General features: G+C 71.4%; 15 protein-coding genes and 1 pseudogene. 2 read left to right on the top strand and 14 right to left on the bottom strand.

Annotated features, from left to right (window positions below; translation table 11 throughout):
* Nucleotides 1-305 precede the first annotated feature (305 nt).
* Complete coding sequence (locus tag J7I94_RS13125; RefSeq protein ID WP_215167248.1) at nucleotides 306-1,574, top strand: DMT family transporter; 1,269 nt, start codon at nucleotides 306-308, stop codon at nucleotides 1,572-1,574.
* On the opposite strand, the gene J7I94_RS13120 is transcribed toward J7I94_RS13125, so the two are convergent.
* Nucleotides 1,564-2,802: a transglycosylase family protein gene (locus J7I94_RS13120; protein ID WP_215167247.1), complete on the bottom strand. Its 1,239-nt coding sequence runs from the start codon at nucleotides 2,800-2,802 to the stop codon at nucleotides 1,564-1,566. The genes J7I94_RS13125 and J7I94_RS13120 overlap by 11 nt on opposite strands.
* Nucleotides 2,803-3,093: 291 nt before the next feature.
* On the opposite strand from J7I94_RS13120, the gene gndA reads away from it, so the two are divergent.
* Nucleotides 3,094-4,533 (top strand): NADP-dependent phosphogluconate dehydrogenase, encoded by a 1,440-nt coding sequence (gene gndA / locus J7I94_RS13115; RefSeq protein ID WP_215167246.1) that lies wholly within the window; start codon nucleotides 3,094-3,096, stop codon nucleotides 4,531-4,533.
* A 508-nt stretch (nucleotides 4,534-5,041) separates the two neighbouring features.
* Here gndA and J7I94_RS13110 read toward each other — a convergent pair.
* From J7I94_RS13110 to J7I94_RS13050, 13 genes and pseudogenes are all read right to left on the bottom strand, one after another.
* Entirely contained in the window at nucleotides 5,042-5,386 is a 345-nt protein-coding gene (locus J7I94_RS13110) for a GNAT family N-acetyltransferase (protein ID WP_215167245.1), read from the bottom strand.
* A 41-nt stretch (nucleotides 5,387-5,427) separates the two neighbouring features.
* The gene (panD, locus tag J7I94_RS13105; RefSeq protein ID WP_215167244.1) at nucleotides 5,428-5,847 is read right to left on the bottom strand and encodes an aspartate 1-decarboxylase; all 420 of its coding nucleotides are present in this window, start codon (nucleotides 5,845-5,847) and stop codon (nucleotides 5,428-5,430) included.
* A gap of 255 nt (nucleotides 5,848-6,102) precedes the next feature.
* Nucleotides 6,103-6,549: pseudogene (locus tag J7I94_RS13100) on the bottom strand (IS5 family transposase); the annotation flags it as partial.
* A 201-nt stretch (nucleotides 6,550-6,750) separates the two neighbouring features.
* Entirely contained in the window at nucleotides 6,751-10,560 is a 3,810-nt protein-coding gene (locus J7I94_RS13095; RefSeq protein WP_308114559.1) for a DUF3427 domain-containing protein, read from the bottom strand.
* The gene (locus J7I94_RS13090; protein WP_193508625.1) at nucleotides 10,553-11,593 is read right to left on the bottom strand and encodes an AAA family ATPase; all 1,041 of its coding nucleotides are present in this window, start codon (nucleotides 11,591-11,593) and stop codon (nucleotides 10,553-10,555) included. Before J7I94_RS13090 ends, J7I94_RS13095 begins: the two co-directional genes overlap by 8 nt.
* On the bottom strand, nucleotides 11,590-13,683 hold the full coding sequence (locus tag J7I94_RS13085) for a hypothetical protein (RefSeq protein WP_215167243.1): 2,094 nt from the start codon (nucleotides 13,681-13,683) through the stop codon (nucleotides 11,590-11,592). The genes J7I94_RS13090 and J7I94_RS13085 overlap by 4 nt, the downstream gene beginning before the upstream one ends.
* Nucleotides 13,680-14,645: a hypothetical protein gene (locus tag J7I94_RS13080; protein ID WP_308114558.1), complete on the bottom strand. Its 966-nt coding sequence runs from the start codon at nucleotides 14,643-14,645 to the stop codon at nucleotides 13,680-13,682. Before J7I94_RS13080 ends, J7I94_RS13085 begins: the two co-directional genes overlap by 4 nt.
* A gap of 125 nt (nucleotides 14,646-14,770) precedes the next feature.
* Complete coding sequence (locus J7I94_RS13075) at nucleotides 14,771-14,989, bottom strand: HNH endonuclease (RefSeq protein ID WP_251075083.1); 219 nt, start codon at nucleotides 14,987-14,989, stop codon at nucleotides 14,771-14,773.
* A gap of 238 nt (nucleotides 14,990-15,227) precedes the next feature.
* Nucleotides 15,228-15,887 carry a nucleotidyl transferase AbiEii/AbiGii toxin family protein gene (locus J7I94_RS13070; RefSeq protein WP_215167241.1) on the bottom strand — a complete coding sequence of 220 codons (660 nt, stop codon included), beginning with the start codon at nucleotides 15,885-15,887 and terminating at the stop codon, nucleotides 15,228-15,230.
* Nucleotides 15,884-16,246: a hypothetical protein gene (locus J7I94_RS13065; RefSeq protein ID WP_215167240.1), complete on the bottom strand. Its 363-nt coding sequence runs from the start codon at nucleotides 16,244-16,246 to the stop codon at nucleotides 15,884-15,886. Before J7I94_RS13065 ends, J7I94_RS13070 begins: the two co-directional genes overlap by 4 nt.
* A 98-nt stretch (nucleotides 16,247-16,344) precedes the next feature.
* Complete coding sequence (locus J7I94_RS13060; protein ID WP_215167239.1) at nucleotides 16,345-16,554, bottom strand: hypothetical protein; 210 nt, start codon at nucleotides 16,552-16,554, stop codon at nucleotides 16,345-16,347.
* A 492-nt stretch (nucleotides 16,555-17,046) separates the two neighbouring features.
* On the bottom strand, nucleotides 17,047-18,414 hold the full coding sequence (gene ccrA, locus J7I94_RS13055; protein ID WP_215167249.1) for a crotonyl-CoA carboxylase/reductase: 1,368 nt from the start codon (nucleotides 18,412-18,414) through the stop codon (nucleotides 17,047-17,049).
* A gap of 81 nt (nucleotides 18,415-18,495) precedes the next feature.
* Nucleotides 18,496-19,299: a thioesterase II family protein gene (locus J7I94_RS13050; RefSeq protein WP_215167238.1), complete on the bottom strand. Its 804-nt coding sequence runs from the start codon at nucleotides 19,297-19,299 to the stop codon at nucleotides 18,496-18,498.
* Nucleotides 19,300-19,345 lie beyond the last annotated feature (46 nt).

The raw sequence follows: 19,345 nt of genomic DNA, 5'->3' as shown, positions 1-19,345 counted from the left end.
GTGTGGGTGTGTGTGGGGGGGTGCGGGCCGGTGGGCGAGCCGGTTGGGGGCCGGTGCGGGGGTGCTCGTACGGCCGGGCAGGTGCCGGTGTCCGCTCGCTGGGCGCAGGCCGGGCGGTGGGATCGCCCACCCTGGGGAGGACCGGGAGACGCCCGTACTCCATCGGCAGTATGACCCAAAGAGTGCTCAGGGCTGACGACGGGACGGGCCGCGCACGGCAAGGTGGCTGGTATGAAAGCCGACTGTTCGCCGCGCCGGGCCGGGCCGACCGGGCCGGGCCGTCGCCTCACGCAGAGGAGCGGCCGATGAGCGCCCTCGCGTTGTCCGTGGTGCTGTCGCTCGTGTCCGCCGTCGCCTACGCGGGCGGGGCCATCGTCCAGGAGCAGGTCGCGCTGTCCTCCCCCGGCCGGCAGTACGCGCCGCTGCGCCGGCCCACCTGGTGGGCGGCGGTCGCGTTGAACGGCCTGGGCGGACTGCTGCACGTGGCGGCCCTCGCCTACGGCCCGCTCAGCCTGGTGCAGCCGCTGGGCGCGCTGACCATCGTCTTCGCCCTGCCCATGGCGGCGCTGTTCGTGCGGCGCCCGGCCGGTGCGACGGCCTGGCGGGGCGCGATGATGGCGACGGTGGGTCTGGCGGGCCTGCTGGCGCTGGTCGGCTCGGCGGACTCGCGGTCGCTGGACACCGCGCAGCGGACGGTGGTGGCCCTGGTGACCGCCGGGGTGGTCGTGGCGCTGATGGCCGCCGCCCGGGCCGCCCACCGGCACCCGATGGCGCGCAGCATGCTGCTGGCGACCGCGTCCGGCGTCGCCTTCGGCATGTCGTCGGTGTTCACCAAGACGGTCGCGGTCGACTGGACCGGTGGCGTGTCCACGGCCGATCTGCCGTCCCTGGCCGTGATCGGCGTACTGGCCACGGCCGGCATGCTGCTGTCCCAGGCGTCCTACCGGGGCGCGGGCCTGGCCGCCCCGCTGGCCACGCTGACGGTGGTGAACCCGGTGGCGGCCGCGGCGGTCGGCATCACGATGTTCGGCGAGACCTTCCGGTACGGCGCGACCGGCACCGTGCTCGCCCTGGGCTGCGGAGTGGTGGCCGCGGGCGGCCTGATCCTGCTGACGACGGAGCGGATCGCGCTCACGGAACGGCGGGCGTCGGCAGCCGGCGGGGCGGCGCCGTCCACCGGTGAGGTGCCGGCGCAGGGTACGCCGTCGTCCGGACGCGCGGCGCGCGAGGGTACTGCCCTGACCGGTGCGAAAGCCTCGCCGGCGGCCCAGGACCAGGTCCACGCGAAGGACCAGGCGCGGGAACGGGTACGGGAACAGGACCGGAACCGGGGACCGGCGCGGGACCGGAAGCAGGGGCAGGACCGTGAGCAGGTCGCCCTGCCCGCCCCGGCGCCGTCCCCGGCCGCGGAGACCGCGCCGGCGGAGGAGACGTACACGGACGACGGGATACGCGAGGCGGCCGGAACCGCAGCCGCGGTTCCGGCCCTGGCCCACTCCTGCGGCTACGGCGTCTTCGCCGACCTCCCCTGCACCCTGTCGGCCGTACCGGGCCGGCACGGAGTCAGATGCTGACCCCGCCGGCCCGCAGATAGGCCACCGGGTCGACGTCCGTGCCGAAGCCGGGCCCGGTCCGCACCTCGAAGTGGAGGTGCGGGCCCGTGCTGTTGCCGGTGGACCCGGAACGGCCGATGCGCTGGCCCGCGCCTACGCTCTGCCCGTCCTTCACGGAGATCGCGGACAGGTGCGCGTACTGGCTGTACCGGCCGTCGGCGTGCCGGACGACCACCTGGTAGCCGAAGGAGCCCTCCCAGCCGGCGCTGACCACCTGGCCCGCGGCGACCGACTTGACCGACGTACCGGTGGGCACGGGGAAGTCGACGCCGGTGTGGTAGCCCTGCGACCAGGAGGAACCCGTCTGGTGGTACGGCGTGCCGGTGGCGGCGTCGACGGGGGCCACCAGGAAGTGCCCGGTGGTCGCCTTGTTCGCGCCGCGCTCCGAGGAGGACTTCTTCTTCGGCTTGACCGTCGCGGTCTTGCGCTCGGCTTTGCGCTCGGTCTTGCTCTCGGCCTTGCTCCCGGACGCCTTACCGGTCAGCGTCAGCCGCTGGCCCGGCAGTATCATGTCGGGGTCTTTTCCGACCTCGCTGCGGTTGGCGTCGTAGAGCTTCTGCCAGCCGCCCCGCACCCGCTGGGCGTCCGCGATACCGGACAGCGTGTCACCGGAGATGACGGTGTACATCTGGGACCGCCCGGCACGGGACTGCGGAGTGCTCTGCGGCCGCACGTCCACCGCGGCGCTCTTCTCGCCGCTCTTCTTGCCGCTTTTCCCGTCGCTCTTCTTACCGCTGCTCTTCTGCTTCTGCCGCTCGCTCTCGGCGTCCTTCTCGGCGCCGCCGGCCGGGTGGATGTCGGGTGCGTCGCCGCCGCGTGTCAGCCCGGCCCGGGCCGAGCAGACCGGCCAGGCACCGGGGCCCTGCCCGTCCAGCACCTTCTCCGCCACGGCGATCTGCTGGTCCCGGGTGGCCAGATCCGCGCGCGGCGCGTACCGCGTGCCGCCGAACGCCTCCCACGTGGACTGGGTGAACTGAAGTCCGCCGTAGAAGCCGTTGCCGGTGTTGATGTCCCAGTTGCCGGTGGACTCGCAGGCGGCCACCTTCTCCCAGGTGTCCAGGTCGGCCGCGTGCACGGTGCCGGTGCCGATGAGCGGGAGCGCTATCCCGGCCCCACCCGCGGTGACGGTCAGTGAGGCGCGGTTGATCCTGTTCGGCTGATACCGGCGGTGCCGACCGCGTACGGCCATGGAGATCCCCCTCGACACGGAGTCAGGAGCAACGAAGACGAGCATTGAGAACCGGCCATGACGATACGGCCCCCGGTCGCACCGCGAGGCGGAATGGCGTGGAACCGGCGGTTGTTGGCCGGATGAGGCACGTGTCCGATGAGCCGTCGGCCCCCTCCCGTGCGTACCGGTGTGTGCGTCGGTCGCGGAGGTGCGGCCGGCATGCCGGCACGTCAGGATGGTCGGGCAGCGGCCGTAGGCTGACGGGCACGACCGGCACCACCGGCACTCGGGTCACTAGGAGCCAACGTAATGAGCACTACAGCGCAGATCGGCGTCACGGGTCTCGCGGTCATGGGCCGCAACCTCGCCCGCAACTTCGCCCGCAACGGTTACACCGTCGCCCTGCACAACCGGACGGCGTCGAAGACGCACGCGCTGGTGGAGGAGTTCGGGAGCGAGGGCGACTTCGTCGCCACCGAGACCGCCAAGGAGTTCGTGGCGGCGCTGGAACGGCCGCGGCGTCTGGTGATCATGGTGAAGGCCGGTGATCCGACCGACGCGGTGATCCAGGAGTTCGCCCCGCTCCTGGAGCCGGGCGACATGATCATCGACGGCGGCAACGCGCACTTCGCGGACACCCGGCGCCGCGAGCGCGAGCTGCGCGAGCAGGGCATCCACTTCGTCGGCATGGGCGTCTCGGGCGGGGAGGAGGGCGCGCTCAACGGCCCCAGCATCATGCCCGGCGGCCCCTCCGAGTCGTATGACTCCCTGGGCCCGATGCTGGAGAAGATCTCGGCGAAGGCGGCGGACGGCGCCCCCTGCGTGACGCACGTCGGTCCGGACGGCGCCGGGCACTTCGTCAAGATGGTGCACAACGGCATCGAGTACGCCGACATGCAGCTGATCGGCGAGGCGTACCAGCTGCTGCGCGACGTCGCCGGCTACTCCCCCGCGCGGATCGCGGAGATCTTCCGCACCTGGAACACCGGCCGGCTCGACTCGTACCTGATCGAGATCACCGCCGAGGTGCTCTCGCACGTGGACGCGGCGACGGGCGAGCCGTTCGTGGACGTGGTGGTCGACCAGGCGGAGCAGAAGGGCACCGGCCGCTGGACGGTCCAGATCGCCCTGGACCTCGGCGTTCCGGTCTCGGGCATCGCGGAGGCGGTCTTCGCCCGCTCGCTGTCCGGTCACGCGGCGCTGCGGGCGGCGTCCCGCGGGCTGGCGGGCCCGAAGCCGTCGCCGCTGCCGGAGTCGGAGGCGGCGGCCTTCGCCGACCGGGTGGAGCAGGCCCTGTACGCGTCGAAGATCGTGTCGTACACGCAGGGCTTCCACGAGATCGCCGCGGGCAGCGAGGAGTACGGCTGGGACATCGACCTGGGCGCGGTCTCGGCGCTGTGGCGGGGCGGCTGCATCATCCGCGCGGCCTTCCTGGACCGCATCCGCGCCGCGTACGACGCCCGGCCGGACCTGCCGAGCCTGCTGTCGGACGAGACGTTCGCACGGGAGATCGCCGAGGCGCAGGACGACTGGCGGGAGGTGCTGGTCGCCGCGACCCGGCAGGGAGTGCCGACCCCCGGCTTCGCCGCCGCCCTCGCCTACTACGACGCCCTGCGCGCCGAGCGCCTGCCCGCCGCCCTCACCCAGGGGCAGCGGGACTTCTTCGGCGCGCACACCTACCGGCGCACCGACCGGGACGGCTCGTTCCACACGCTGTGGGGCGGGGACCGGTCGGAGGTGGCCGGCTAGGTCGTGTCACCGGGGCCGCGGGCCGTCGGCGTGCCGTCCGCGTGCGGCGTCAGCTCAGCGGCGGTCCCGGCTCCGGGTTCGGTACGGGTTCCGGTCCCGGCGGGATCGGCGACGGTGAGGGCTCCGGCGGGCCGGGGTGCGGGGGCGGCGGGGTGGGCTGCGGGCCGGGGCCCGGAGGCGGGGGCGCCGGCTGCGGTCCCGGGCTCGGAGGCTGCGGGGCCGGCCCAGGTCCTGGCACCGGGCCGGGGCCTGGACCGGGCGGCGGCTCGGGTGGCGGGACCGGGTCCGGATACGGCTGCGGCGGCTCGGGGTCCGGGCCCGGCGTCGGCCCCGGCGGGACGGGGTCCGGATACGGGTTCGTCATGGCGGGTGTCCTCCGGCCAGTAGGTCTGCGTCGGCTCTGGACTACTCCCCCGCCTACCCGAGTGCCGCTCCGCCACTCACTCCCCCGTATGAACGGGAAGGCCCAGGTGGGCCCGGTGCGCGCGAAGACGCGGTCGGGCCCCCCTCAGAACCGTCCGGGGTGCGCCTTCAGCCAGTCCTTCGCCGCGCGCAGCAGCTCCGGGCCGGCCGCCGGGGCCTCGTCGGGGTGCCGCTCGGCCCACTTGACGACGTACGGGCACAGCGGGGCGACGGTGACGCCCTCGCGCTGTGCGAGGGCGTACAGCTCACGGGCGAGCGAGCCCGCGATGCCCTTCCCCTCATGGGCCGGCTCGACGATGGTGTGCACCGGGACCAGGGCGCGGCCGGGAGCGTCGAGCACGAAGTACTCGATCCGGCCGACGACCTCGCCGTCGGCCACCGCCTCCAGGCGGCCCGCCGCCCGGTCGTCACGGATCTCGATGTCGCTCACGGCCACGCTCCCTGTCCTCGGTCCTCGCCGCGCCCGCCGCGTCAGGCCGACACGGCCTGCGGGCTGCGCTCCTGGTCCGAGCCCGGTACCGGCTCGGACGGGTCCGCGCCCAGGGCGACGACGCGGTTGTCGCGGTCCACGTGCACGACCCGCGGCTTCAGCGCCCGCGCCTCGGCGTCGGTGACCTGAGCGTAACTGATGATGATCACGAGATCGCCGGGGTGCACGAGATGAGCGGCGGCCCCGTTGATCCCGATCACACCGGAGCCGCGCTCACCCTCGATGACGTAGGTCTCCAGCCGGGCACCGTTGGTGATGTCGACGATGTGCACCAGCTCACCGGGCAGCAGATCGGCGGCGTCCAGCAGATCGGCGTCGATGGTGACCGATCCGACGTAGTGCAGGTCGGCCTGGGTGACGGTGGCGCGGTGGATCTTGGACTTGAATAGAGTACGCAGCACTTTGGACTCCTGTTTGACGGCTCCCTGCTTGCTTTGTGCAGGTCAAGGGCAGTCTCGACTGTACACCGGGACCCGCCGGTCGAGGATTGTGAGGAACATCGCTCCGCTCGGGCGAGACGGCTTCCCGCCAGGGCTTTTGCGCCGCACCGGCGCCTGATCGGGCAACCCTCCGGGAAAAGCCCGGCGACTCATGCTGACCGGATCCTGACTTACCTGGTGAGCCTTCAAAGATGCGGGAGACCACTCTGCACACGGACGACGCGGGGTGCCGTGCGCGTCGGTGAGGAAGTGATGCTTCGAGCCTGGCCGTGCACGGTCAACCGGACTCGGGCCGACTTTTGTGCTGCTTCGACCTCGCTTGGCCTGCACGTGCGAGGCGTCAACGGTGACGCGGGAGAAGTCCAGGCGGTCCGCCGCCCGCAGCCGGTCCAGGAGCACCCGCTGGAGTTCCTCCCATACCCCGGCCTCCTGCCACTCGGCCAGCCGCCGCCAGCAGGTAGGCCCGGAACCGAACCCCAACTCCTGCGGCAGGTACTCCCACTGGATCCCGGTGGAGAGGACGAACAGCACACCCTGCAGCGTCTTGCGGTCATCGATCCGCTTGTGCCCCGGATACCGGAACCGCCGCTCATGCTTCGGCAGCAGCGGCTCGGCGACCGCCCACAGCTCGTCACTGATCTCCCACGGCTTGCGCCGTGCCACGGACCACCCCCACAAGGACGGAATCACTTCCACTTCCACCCTGCCCCAGGAAGATCATTCCGAAAGGACCCCTTAGCCTCGTGTTGATCGCTAGACGGTTACCGCGACGCTCCCGCGAGGATGTCGGCCAGAACGAAAATGCATTGGCCCGAGGTCATGGACACGGCCGAAACACGCCGTCATGGCCCTCATACTGGCGGTTCAGGAGATCCGCGCGTACGACCAGACGGCCGCCGGGAGTTCGCGCCGCAGCCTCCAGGTGACGGCCATGGGGCTGCTGCCGGTGTGGCTGGCGTACTCGGCCGGGCCGAGGAACGTCCAGGGCTGTGGGCTACCGATGTCGCTGGTCCTGTCCGGCCGGAGGAACAGCAGGACATCCGTGCCCATCTCGACGTGGTTCCGGTACCGCAACCCCGTGCGGGACGTCTCGGAGGTGTGGCTCGGGGATTCCCAGTGGAACAGGGTGGGGCTCAGCGCGTAGTCCTTCGCCCGCGTGATGAACAGCGCGTCGGTCCTCGTGGACTCGCACCACTTCACGCCTTGACGGAAATCGGTCGGCAACGGACCGCGGATTTCCACCTCATTCAATGCCGAGAGGATCTCTTCCCGGGTGTAGGAGGCGTGGACGGTCAGAGGGACGTCGCGCCTGCCGCCCACGGCGCGCAGGGGAATCGGGACACGCGTGGTGCATTCCAGGTTGTACGCCAGGACTTGGCGAAGTTCTGCCCGGAACGCGTGTTGTCGGCGCAGGGCCGCGAAACCCTCGTCGTAGCTGGTGAAACCGTCACGCGTGATGCCGCCAAGCGGCCAGAGCTGGAAGAAGAGCATGCGGGCGTACGCCCGGTCCCGCTCATCCAGATCGCCGTAGTGCGGGGCGTCGTCCTCGAGCATGCGTGTGTATGCCTGGACCCGCTCTGGGTCGTCCACGTGGAGGAAGGCACGGACCCGCGCCAGGAGTGCCTCCTCTCCGTCCGGAGGATCGCCCGGCAGCAGATGGGTGCGGCGCAACAGCCCGGTCCACGAGACGCTTCTGCCCTGGTAGAGTTCGGTGATTTCCCGCCCGCTCCTGCGCAGGTACCGCCCGAGTAACGGCTCCTCGTACTCGGCGACTTCGCGGGCCCGCTCGATGAAACTGGCCCCCAACTGCGCCCTGATGTGGTCGGCGAGACGCATCTTGGCCCCGTCGTCGAGAACGATGCTGCAGCCGGTCGGCAAGTGAGGGAAGTGTTCGATCTGATCCAGCAGTTGTCGGCGTGTCAGGCTCGTCATGGCGCGGAACTGGTTGTCGAGGCGAAACTCCTTGCGGTGGTACCCGATGAAGTCGAGCACAGTGAGCACCGCCTTGTCGGCGGTGCGGCGGAGGCCGACCGAGACCTGCTGAAGGAACCCCACGGTGCTCGACTTCGGGCGCAGCAGGAGCAGTGTGTCGACCTCGGGGATCGCGTGCTGCTCGTCGAGCAGGTCGACGCAGAAGACAGCCTGCAGTTCGCCAGCCCGGAGCGAGGAGAACACCGCCTGGCGCCTTGTGTGCGAAAGCCGCGAGGACAGGGCCACGGCGTCGAGGCCGGCACCGCGGAAGCACTGCGTCATGAATTCGGCATGTGCTACGGAGACGCAGAAGCCGACGGCCCGCATGGCCCTCGGGTCGGCAATCGTGTCCCGGACGGCTCGGAGGACCAGCCGTGCCCGTGCCCCGTCGGCGGAGAGCAGGCTGGACAGCGCGGCACCGTCGTACTCGCCCCGTCTCCAGTCCAGCGAGCGATAGTCGATGCCGTCGCCGAAACCGAAGTAGTGGAGAGGGGTGAGCTGATCGCTTTCCAGCGCATCCCGCAACCGCATCTCCGCGGCGATACGGCCGTCGAAGAACACGTCCTGAATATTCACGCCGTTCACGCGTTCGGGAGCCGCCGTCAGGCCGAGCAGCTCCAACGGCCTGAAGTGGTCCAGGATTCTCCGGTACGTCGGCGTGGCCGCCCCGCGGAACTCGTCGATGACGATCACGTCGAAGTGATCAGGCGCCAGTGCGCCCACGTGTCTCCCGAGTGACTGCACAGTGGCGAACACGTGGTTCCAGCCCGCGGGGACAGCCCCGCCGTACAGCGACTCTCCGAAGCCCGGGTGCAGCAGGACGTCTTCGTAGACCTGGCGCGCCTGGTCCAGCAGCTCGATGCGGTCTGCGACGAAGAGCAGCCGCAGGTCTCGCTGGTGCTTCTCGCGCAGACGCCGGTAGTCGAAGGCCGACATGTCCGTCTTGCCGGTGCCGGGGACGGCGACGAGGAGGTTGCGGTGCCGGTCGTGGATCTCACGCTCGGCGTCCAGCCGGTCGAGCATCTCGCGCTGCGCGCTGCTGGGCACGTACCGGGCAGGAGTCGGCTCGGCTGGCTCGGCCGGCTCGAGGCCGAGGAGACGGGCCGTCGCAGCGGCCGCCTGGGCTAGGGGCCGGAGTCCTGCGGGGAGATGTTCGCGGCTCTCGGGAGAGTGGAGGGCGGCGAGGATTCCCCGCGGGGCCTGGGGATGGGCGGCGAGGTGGTCGGTGAGGACGACGTGGGCGTCCCACGCCTGGTCGCGGCTCAGGAGTCCACGCAGATGCCCGGCCGCGGCGGGGTGGAAGCGGTACACGAGCTCCGCATCCTCCTGCCGGGCGGCCGTGAGCAGCCCGGCGGTGAGGAACTCGGCGATGTCGGCGACGGCCGCCTCGGGGACGAGGCGTTCGCGCAGCACGTCGAGGACGGGCAGGGTGAACGCCTCGAGCGAGGAAGCGGCGACGGCCAGCCGGACGGCGGGGGAACGCGGGTTGTCCGTGAAGGCCACCGCTGCCGCTGTGGCGCGTATGCCGGTGGCCGCATGGGTGTCGGGCCGAACGTCGGACGGGTGCGGAGCCCGGCTGCGGGAGGGCATGCTGCCAGAGGCCGGAACGAGGACGGCCGCGCAGCCGTGGGGGTCGGTACGCATCACGGTGCGTGCCCAGGAGAGCATCTGGCCGGGATCGAACTGCAGCACGGGCAACGCCTGCCAGGGATGCGTCCCTGGGGCGTCCTCGGGGAGGAGGCGGGGGCGTCGGTAGGCGAGGAGCCGTCCGGGGGACGCCGGGACGGGGGCGGTCGCCGTCGTCCGGGGCAGGTCGAGGCCGGAGCGTTGCCACAGACGCTTGGGCAGGGGATTGACGAGGGCCACGGGGGCGGTGAGTCCCCAGGTGTGGAGCGTCCGCCAGAGAATCTCCTCGCGCCAGGCGGGAGCCGCGCAGTCGGAGACGACGAGGAGCAGGCGATGGGCCGGTTGGCGGTGGAGGGCGTGGGACGGGTCCCTGGGCAGGGCGTGACCGCGATGGTCGCGGAGCAACGGGGCGGCCCCCGACGGATGCTCGAGATGCCATACCTGGATGCTGCGGAAGGCGGACAGTGTGCGCAGGACCTTCGTCAGGGCGCGCACGGTCTCGTCCCAGACCGCCATGGAGGTGCCGCGGTCCACGACCACGACGGCCTCCTGCCATGGCTCCGGCACCGGGACGAGCCGGGGGACGAGGACGCCAGTACGGGTGTAGTGATCGACGGTGGCGTCCAGGTCGAGCCCCTGCCGGGCCCGGGACGGCCGGGGGCGGCGCAGCGGGCGCAGGGCGCGGCCGATCTCGAGGGCGTTCGGCAGGGCGCGGTCGCGGCCCATACTCACGGGGCTGGCGGGGATCGAGGCGGCGGCGCTGTCGTCCTTCAGCCAGACCGAGGCCGCCGCCGTGGTGTCGGCCTTCCCGCCAACGGGCTCCGGGCCTGGCAGATCGGCGGGATCGTCGGACGGCGCTTCGGCGGGGACGGGCTCGTCCGCCGGTAGCTCCTCGGTGGCCGGGGGCGGACCGGCGGGGTGGTCGCCGGTGTCCTCGGCGCTCGACCGAACGGCGGCGAGGAGGAGTGCGTCCAGGGCCGACGCGACGTCCCACTCCTCGCCGTCGCCCTCGCCGATACCGCTCGGCCCGGGCAGGCCCAGGGCCGCGAGCAGCCGTGCGGCAGGCTGCTCAGGCACGCCCGAGCCCTTGGAGCAGCAGCTCCTGCAGCCTCGTCCGCTGGTCCTCGTCCGGGACGCGGTCGCCGCGCAGCAGATGGACGGCGCTCAGCAACTGGTCGACGGCGAGACTCTCGCCGCGGTTCAGCCGCTCGACGAAGGCGTTCACCAGCGTCCGCGTGGTGCCCTCCTCGACCTCATCCAGGTGGGCCTCGACGATGCCGGTGAGCGCCGGGACCGTGAGCGCGGGCATGTCGAAACGCACACAGCGACGCAGGAACGGTGCGGGGAAGTCGCGCTCGCCGTTGCTCGTGAGCACGATGACCGGGTACTCCACGCACTCCACCAGGCCGTTGTGAATCGTGTGCCGGACGCCCGGCTCGGCGGTGCGGACGGTGACCTGGCTCCTGGTGTGGCGGGCGAGCTCGGGAATCTCGAAGCGGCCGCGCTCCAGGACGTCGAGGAGGTCGCCGGGCAGGTCGAGGTCGCTCTTGTCGATCTCGTCGATCAGCAGGGCACGGGGGCGATCCCCGGGCAGCAGCGCGGTGCCGAGGGGACCGAGCTGGACGAAGTCGCCGATGTCGTCGCGCACCGCGCGTGCGGCACGGGCGGCCAGCGTGGCGGAGGCGGTGCGGCGCGCGGCCCGTCCGCTCACCGGGGCGGCCGGGCGGTCGACGGCACGGACGTTGTGGGCGTGGATGCGGCCCAGGGCGTCGTAGCGGTAGAGCGCGTCGGCGAGCGTGCTGCGAGAGGTGATGTGCCAGCGCAGCACGTTCCCAAGTCCCAGCTCGGCGGCGATCTGCTCGACGACGGTGGACTTGCCGGAGCCCGCCGGGCCGGTGAGCAGCAGGGGACGGCGCAGGTGGAGTGCGGCATTGACCGCGTCGACCAGGCCGGGGGCCGGCCGGTAGGTGCGCGCCGGGGACGGCGTCGGTCCGCCGTACGCCCCTGCGCCGTTCCTGCCCAGCTTCGCCCGCCACGGGGGCGGCGGGGGGAGCGTGGGCGGCTCCTCGGGGACGACTCCCGTACCGGTGTAGTACGGAGTCCAGTTCATGCTCGCTCCTTCGGCGTCAGGTCGTGCGGGGCGACGACCGCCCGGCCTGCGCGCCGTTGGCAGAAGGCCTGCCAGTGCGCGTCGTGCCAGGTCGTGCGGATGTCGGCCAGATGGCGGGGGCCGTCCCCGCCGAGGCTGTTGTCCAACCTCCCCTGGAAGGCGCGGACAAGGTGCTCCGGCAGCGCGTCCCAGTGCTCGGCGACCACGTCCCGCAGGGCTCGCGGGTCGGTGACGCCGAGGTGCCGGGGCCAGATCAGGGCCGGTGTGTGGATGAGGAGTTCCTCCAGCATCAGGCCGAAGTCGGTCTCCGGGAGGGTGCTCACTCCCCAGACGCAGCTGCCTGTGCGGCGGCGGCCGAGAAAGTCCTGCAGGGCTTCGAGGCTGCTGAGATCGTCGGGGGCGAGCCACGACGGGCCGGATTGGGCTCCGGTCTGCAACGCGGTCAGCAGCTGACTGCCGGTGTGCAGCAGATCGTCGAGTCGGACGCCGGGCGGCGGTGTCAGCAGGCCCGACCAGCGGGTGGTGACGTCGTAGTCCACGCCGAGCACGCGGCGGCCTCGTACCACCCGCCACTCCTCCGGCGGGGAGTCCAGCAGCAGGAAAGTCGGGACCGACACGTCGATCGCCGACAGCTGCGCGCCCGCCGCGCTCAGCCAGGACAGAGCCCAGCCGACCGCTTCGTCCAACGCGCACACCAGGGCGTCCCGGCTGGGCCCGCACGGGAACTCCGCGGTGTGGACCACGGCCGAGCCGAACAGCAGTGACGCGTCCACCCGGACGACGTCCGCCCCGCCGTCGTCGGCGAGCACGAGGACCAGGCGGGGTGTCGCCCGGGCCAGTTCTCGCAGCCGGCTGTTCAGCGAGGTCGTGACGCCCCACTGGGTGGCCCAGGTCGTCAGCCGCTCCGGGAGGACCTCGCCCGCACCGGTCAGATGGGCGAGGGCCGCGACGAAGTGCACCAGCATCCGGAGCCGGCGGTCGGGGGCGACGGGGGACGCGTCGAGCACGGCGTACTCGACCAGGTCTCGAAGGGACGAGCAGGGCACCTGGACCACTACGTCCAGCGGGAAGCCGCTGCGCGCCGCCGCCTTGCGGAGCAGGTCGTCGGTCAGGGCGGGGCCGAAGGTCTCCTCCAGGACCGTGAGGGTGGCCTCGCATGTGCGCAGGTCACGCTGGAACTCCAGCACCCGTCGGACGGCGGGCAGGCCCCGGCGCTCCTGCCCCAACCCGGCCAGCCAGTCGGCCAGTTGCTTCGCGCTGTCGATCGCGTCCGTGCCGTCCAGCGGGCGCAGCACTTTGCGCATCCTCGCATACGCCGTCGGGCCCAGGCCGCCGGCGGAACGGCCCGTGGCGGCCTGGACGTTGCGGGCCAGCCAGAGGGATCGTCCGGGCACGGGGGAGCCGTTGAAGGTACAGCCGCCGGGTTCTTGGACGGTGATGCGGTCGCGCAGTTCCTCGATCAGCCGGTCGTCGACCGTCAGGTACTCCCCCGCGTCCGCCACTCCCTTCTCCAGCAGTTCGGCGAGCCGGACACTCAGGCTCATGTCCCATGCGGGCAGATGGGCGGAGGCGGCGAAGAGCAAGGACAGGCGCAGGGCGCCCTGCTGGAGTCCGGCCGTCGCGGACTGTGCCCCCGGCAGCGCGGCGGCGGCATGGCAGGTGTCGACCACAGCCATCAGGCCGCTGAGGCCGGGCTCGTTGGCGACGGTGCCGAGCGCGGACGGCACGTCCAGCTGTCCGATCGCCGGGTCCTGCACGCTGCCCGAGGTGACGAAGTACAGCGGGCCGCCGCAGCCGCCCGAACCGTGGCCCAGCAGCGCCAGCACCAGCGGGCCGCCGTCGGCCTTCGCCCGGGCGAGCGCGGTCGCGAGGGCCGCCTCGACACGGGCCTTCCCCAGTGCGGTGCCGACGAGCAGGGAACCGGTGTCGCCCTCGCCCCGGTCGACGCAGGCGCCGATGTCCGGGTCGACCAGCACCCGGTGCAGCCTGTGTGCGGCCTCTTCCAGGCCAGGCAGTTCCTCCGCGCCGGTGCACTGGGCGGCGACCACCAGCACATGGCGGGGCGGTGTCGGTGGGGCGAGGGCCGTCACGGCAGCAGCGCCTCCACGATCGGCCCGGCCACCTCTGCGTGCTCCAGGTACTTGATGGCCGTGTGGGTCCACAGCCCGCCGGACCTCACGGGGGCGGTCTCGGCCTTCACGCCCCGGCTGCTCGGCGCGATCCAGTCCGCCAGCCGGGGGCGGCCGGCGATGACGTCGTCACGGTCCCAGAAGTTCAGCCACGCGCCCACGTTCTCCGGGCAGGACGGCGGCCGGGGCGTGAGGCGTTGGAGGACCACACCGCCGAGGGCGAGGGGGGAGCCGAGCGTCACCCACAGGGCGACTTGACCCTCGTACTCGTGCAGTGCCTCGTACGCCACGACGGTGCCGAGAGAGTGCGCGACGACGAGCGGGCGGCAAGGATCCCAGTCGTCCAGCACCCGGGCCCGGACGGCCGCGCCGAGGGCGGCCCTGGCACCCCGCCGGTTCAAGTAGCGCGCCACCTGGGCGAGGTGCAGCGCGAACGCCTGCCCGTTCAGCCACTGCGCTGTCTGCCGCAGGCCGGGAAGCTGGAGCAGGCTCGTGGTCACCCACACCAGTCGGCGTCCCAACTCCCCCGGCCCCTGGGCCCGGCTGCCGGAGGCGAGGGCGTCGAGATGATGCCGGGCCTGTCCGACGACCCGGGCCTCACGCGAGCCGGCCTCCGGCGGGAAACGCTCGGCGAGCTCCTCCACCATCGCGTCCAGCAGACCGGAGAGGAACTCCTCGTCCGGCGGATCCAGCTTCCCCTCGGCCCCTCCTCCTTGAGCACCGCGGGGAGTGAGCAGAGCGCTGTAGTCCGCGAACGTCGTGTCCGCGAGCCAGTCCTGAGTGAGCGCCGAGACCGATTCCGCGTGCCCAGCCTTGCGCGCACCGGTGGCCAGCGCCCGGAGCCATTGCCGCCGTTCGGTCTCCGCGTCGCGGAGTCCGCCGATGCCGTGCACGAACACGAGCTGCGGCTTCGCCGTCGCCACCACAGGCCTTCCCCCCACCTCGCTCTGCGCAGGCCATCTTGCCTTGTGCGGGGCCGGAGGCGGAACTCGGAGCACACTTGACGAGCAGGCGTCCGTGCCTTCGAACTGCGCAGCGCCACCCAGCGTCACGTGGTATGGCCCTTCTTCCAGCGATTGCAATCTGCGAAGGCTGGAGCGAAGTTCCACCAGACGTCTGCCCCGGTATCGGCGATGGGTTTCTCGTGGTCAATCGTGGTGGCCGCGGAACGACCGCAGTAGACACACAAGCCCCGATGCACAGTCAGGACCATGAGCCACTGCCAGGTCTTCTGCTTGCCTCGCTCGCCGCGACGGATCTCGTCCATCACGCCCCCTCCGTTGCTGCAGGCTGATCAACGGCGATCGCAGGAGGCGGCACTGACAATCGAAGGTCGAGCCGGACGTCGCCGGGCTGAGCGCACTGCGGGATATCGCTCGGCCGCCATGCAATTCCGTCGTGCAGGGCAGCCACCCACCGTGGACGGCTCCAGGTTGGAACCTGCTGGCTACACCGCATGCTCTCGCTGCAACGGCGGTAGAGGTGATGGACGCGATGACCGCCTCTCAGGCGTTCTCGTCATGGATCCGCGCACCCAGATCCTCCGCCCACCCCAGCGCCCACGCCTTGAGTTCGTCGATCTGCCGGGGGGCGAGCCCGTACGCGGTGTAGTCCTCATCCTCGTACCAGTCCGCGCCGATCAGCCGGTCCCGGAGGTCTTCGAGGCTGAAGTCGTCGTGGGCGCGACGGCGGCCCAGGGATTCGAGGTCGGCGGTGGAGCGGTGGCGGGAGGCAGCCTGGACGTCGATGAGGTCGCGGACGGTGCCGCGGTCGGCGAGGGCACGGACCTTGGTGCCGATCACGTCGTCGAGGGAAAGAACGGGGCCGTAGGGGGTCTGGGCTGGTGGAGCCCAGAACGCCTCCTTGAGGACGTCGACCTCGCACTCCTCGCCGGTGTCCGCATCGGTGACGAGGAACCGGCCGCTGAGCGGGTCGGTCTGGACGTGAGTGGTCCGCCATCCACGCGCGCTGAGGCCGGCTGTGAGTGAGGCGACGATCTCCTGCATCGGAGCGGAATTCTCGGTGGCGACGTCGAGGTCGCGGCTGAAGCGTTCGACCAGGCCGTGGGCCTGCACGGCGTATCCGCCGGTGAGGACCAGAGGGTAGGGGGAGCCGATGTCGAGGATGTCGGCGAGGAGACGCTCGTGGAGCGGGGTGAGCTTCACGCGGCGGTCGCGCTGGTCGTAGCGGTGCGGAGCAGCTCGGGGAAGGCGTCCTCCCAGACCTCGCGGATGTAGGGACTGATCAAGCGCCGCAGCACGGGCCACTGCTCGGTGAGCAGCCGGTGGTGCAGGAGGGCCACCAGGTCCTCACTCAGTCCTTCGGCGAGGACGGTCCGGTAGAGCGTCATGCGGGACTTCGGACGGTCCAGGCTGTAGCTCGTCCGCCCGGACCAGACGATGTGGAGCGGCAGGTCCACGTTGCCCTCGACGGGGCCAGCCAGCTCCTGCAAGCGCTCGGGCAGTCGGCTGCGGTAGCGGTCCCGCAGCACCTCGGCGCGGGCGGCGGTGATCGTCGTGTCCATGCATCCAGTATCGCTGCTCGGAGGCGGCGGCGTGGCGGATACGGGGCTACCCTGTCGTATGTACGGGTCGGGCGCCGCCCGCCCTTCCCTCGGACATCTCACCCAGTGGGTGCTTGGCGCATCATCGCCTGCCCGTGCAGCCCCCAGGCGGCGCGGCAACCGGCTGGCCTTCCGACCCGGGACCAGCCCCGCTCGCGGGCGCCGGTGATCATGATGCAACAGGTCACGCGGAGGGCCGCCGCAGTGGAGTCGGCTGCGGCTTCGGTCTCGGTGTCGGAAATGACGACGGTGTCGAAGCCGAGGCCCATGGCGCCAGCGCAGTGGACGAGAAGGACACCGAGCCGGCGAGGTCCCGGTAGCGGCAGGAGGGGGCAGGCGGCATCCACAAGGCACGCCGCTTCGGCTCCGAACGCAGCCCACTCGCTCCGGACCCATGCCGCGGACGAGCTGTCGAGGCACGCAGCCCACGTCTCGAACGGGAGTAAGGCATCTGTGTCCCGGTCCCCGTCATGGCAGCCACCAGGTCAGCAAGCTGGCACACTCCCGCGCCCGATGCTGACCGTTTGCTGACCCGATTGGAGCCATCAAGCCTCTGACCTGCAACAACACCTAAGTGCTAGATCTTGGACTTGAACATGGTGCGCAGCATCTCGGACTCCTGGAAGACGGCTCCCTGCCTGCTTTGTGCAGGTCAAGGGCGTTGTTCACTGTACACCGGCACTCCTCGGCCTCAAGGGTTCCCAGAGAACCGGTGACTTCGGCGACGAGTGTCTTGCGGCCCGGGCCGGCGCCGGTGCGTTTCAGGTCGTGGGAGTGGCCGTCTCCTCCGGCGGCGGGTCGTCCGTGACGCGGAAGCGGTTGATGGCCTCGATGTGCCGGGCCCGTGTCTCCTCGTCGCGTACGCCCAGGCCCTCCTCGGGGGCGAGGCAGAGCACGCCGACCTTGCCCTGGTGGAGGTTGCGGTGCACGTCGTACGCCGCCTGGCCGGTGTCTTCGAGGGCGTACACCTTGGAGAGGGTCGGGTGGATCCGGCCCTTGGCGATCAGCCGGTTGGCCTCCCACGCCTCGCGGTAGTTGGCGAAGTGCGAGCCGATGATGCGCTTCAGCGACATCCACAGGTACCGGTTGTCGTAGACGTGCTCGTAGCCGGACGTCGACGCGCAGGTGACGACGGTGCCCCCCTTGCGCGTGACGTACACACTGGCGCCGAAGGTCTCGCGGCCGGGGTGCTCGAAGACGATGTCGACGTCCTCGCCGCCGGTCAGCTCGCGGATGCGCCCGCCGAACCGTTTCCATTCCTTCGGGTCCTGGGTGTGGGCGTCCTGCCAGAAGCGGTAGTCCTCGGCGTCACGGTCGATGACGGCCTCGGCGCCCATCCTCCGGCATATCTCGGCCTTCTGCGGCGAGGAGACCACGCAGACCGGTGTGGCGCCGCCGGCGAGGACGAGTTGCGTGGCGTACGAGCCGAGGCCACCGCTCGCCCCCCAGACCAGGACGTTGTCACCCTGCTTCATCTGGGCGCCGTTGCGGGAGACCAGCTGGCGGTAGGCGGTGGAGTTGACCAGGCCGGGAGCGGCGGCCTCCTCCCAGCTCAGGTGCGCGGGCTTGGGCATGAGCTGGTTGGACTTCACCAGCGCGATCTCCGCCAGGCCGCCGAAGTTGGTCTCGAAGCCCCAGATGCGCTGCTCGGGGTCGAGCATGGTGTCGCCGTGGCCGTCGGCGGACTCCAGTTCCACACTGAGGCAGTGCGCGACGACCTCGTCGCCGGGCTTCCAGGCGTTGACGCCCGGACCGGTGCGCAGCACCACGCCCGCCAGGTCCGATCCCAGGACGTGGTAGGGCAGGTCGTGCCGGCGGGCCGACGCGCTGAGCCTGCCGTAGCGCTCCAGGAAGCGGAACGTCGGCAGCGGTTCGAAGACGGCCGACCACACGGTGTTGTAGTTGACCGAGGAGGCCATCACGGCCACCAGCGCCTCACCGGGGCCGGGCGACGGGGTCGGTACTTCCGCCAGATGGAGCGACTTCCGCGGGTCCTTGTCGGCCGAGTCCACCCCCTCGAAGAGGTCGGTCTCGTCCTTGCGGGTGACGATGCCGCGGAAGGAATCGGGAATCCGGACACCGGCCCAGTCCTGCCGGGTGACGTCCTCGGAAAGGAGCGCGCTGGTCATGTCTTCCACGTACCGCACCCTAAAGTGACGAGGTCAGCGCGGGAACCCCAGATTTTCGGGCCCCGTGCGGGGGTACCCCCCTTACATCGTCGTCGGGCCCTGCGCCGTGGGGTGAGGGGTGTCCGGGGGTACGGCCGTCGCGGCGTGCCCCGCGATCAGTGCGATGATCGGGGCCTGGTGCGCCGACAGGTAGAAGTGGCCGCCGTCGAAGACCCGGAGCGTGAACGGCCCTTCGGTGTGCTCGGCCCAGGCCCGCGCCTCGTCCGGCGTCACCTTGGGATCGTCGTCACCGATCAGGCACACCACCGGGCACCGCAGCTTCGGCCCCGGCTCGTACCGGTAGGTCTCGATGGCCCGGTAGTCGGCGCGGATCGCCGGCAGCACCATCCGCTGCACCTCCGGATCGGCGAGGAGTCCCGCGTCCGTGCCGTTCAGCCGGCGTATCTCCGCGAGGACGCCCTGGTCGTCCCGCAGGTGCACGGTCTCCACCCGGACGCGGGACGGTGCCCGCCGGGCGGAGACGAACAGGCCCGCCAGGACGATGCCGTGGTCGTTCTCCAGCCGGCGCGCGATCTCGAAACCGAGGGTCGCTCCGAGGCTGTGCCCGAAGAAGAGCAGTGGCCGGTCCGCCCAGGGCAGCAGTTCCGCCACCGCCTCGTCGGCCAGCTCGGCGATGCTGGTCGCACAGGGCTCGGCGCGCCGGTCCTGCCGGCCCGGGTACTGCAGGGCCAGGACGTCGACGGAGGGCGGCATCGCCGCCGAGACCGGGTGGTAGAAGGAGGCGGAGCCGCCGGCGTGGGGCAGGCAGACCAGCCGGACGTCACTGTCGGGACGGGGGTGGTAGCGGCGGATCCACGCACTGTTCCGCTCGGTCGGACCGGCCATGTCGCTGAGAAGTCCCTTCCACGGGCAACCACGGAGCACGCTGGGA

The sequence above is a fragment of the Streptomyces sp. ISL-12 genome, from assembly GCF_018614415.1.
In the GTDB taxonomy this organism is placed as follows: Bacteria; Actinomycetota; Actinomycetes; order Streptomycetales; family Streptomycetaceae; genus Streptomyces.
Note: the sequence above shows the minus strand (reverse complement) of the source record. Positions and strands in the feature narration are given on the sequence as shown.

Bases quoted from the DNA above. Each gene is read 5' to 3' on its own strand.
- J7I94_RS13075 (WP_251075083.1), bottom strand. From the start codon at position 14,989: ATGGACGAGATCCGTCGCGGCGAGCGAGGCAAGCAGAAGACCTGGCAG.
- J7I94_RS13090 (WP_193508625.1), bottom strand. From the start codon at position 11,593: ATGAACTGGACTCCGTACTACACCGGTACGGGAGTCGTCCCCGAGGAG.
- gndA (WP_215167246.1), top strand. From the start codon at position 3,094: ATGAGCACTACAGCGCAGATCGGCGTCACGGGTCTCGCGGTCATGGGC.
- J7I94_RS13050 (WP_215167238.1), bottom strand. From the start codon at position 19,299: ATGGCCGGTCCGACCGAGCGGAACAGTGCGTGGATCCGCCGCTACCAC.
- J7I94_RS13125 (WP_215167248.1), top strand. From the start codon at position 306: ATGAGCGCCCTCGCGTTGTCCGTGGTGCTGTCGCTCGTGTCCGCCGTC.
- J7I94_RS13065 (WP_215167240.1), bottom strand. From the start codon at position 16,246: ATGGACACGACGATCACCGCCGCCCGCGCCGAGGTGCTGCGGGACCGC.
- J7I94_RS13060 (WP_215167239.1), bottom strand. From the start codon at position 16,554: ATGGGCCTCGGCTTCGACACCGTCGTCATTTCCGACACCGAGACCGAA.
- J7I94_RS13120 (WP_215167247.1), bottom strand. From the start codon at position 2,802: ATGGCCGTACGCGGTCGGCACCGCCGGTATCAGCCGAACAGGATCAAC.
- ccrA (WP_215167249.1), bottom strand. From the start codon at position 18,414: ATGACCAGCGCGCTCCTTTCCGAGGACGTCACCCGGCAGGACTGGGCC.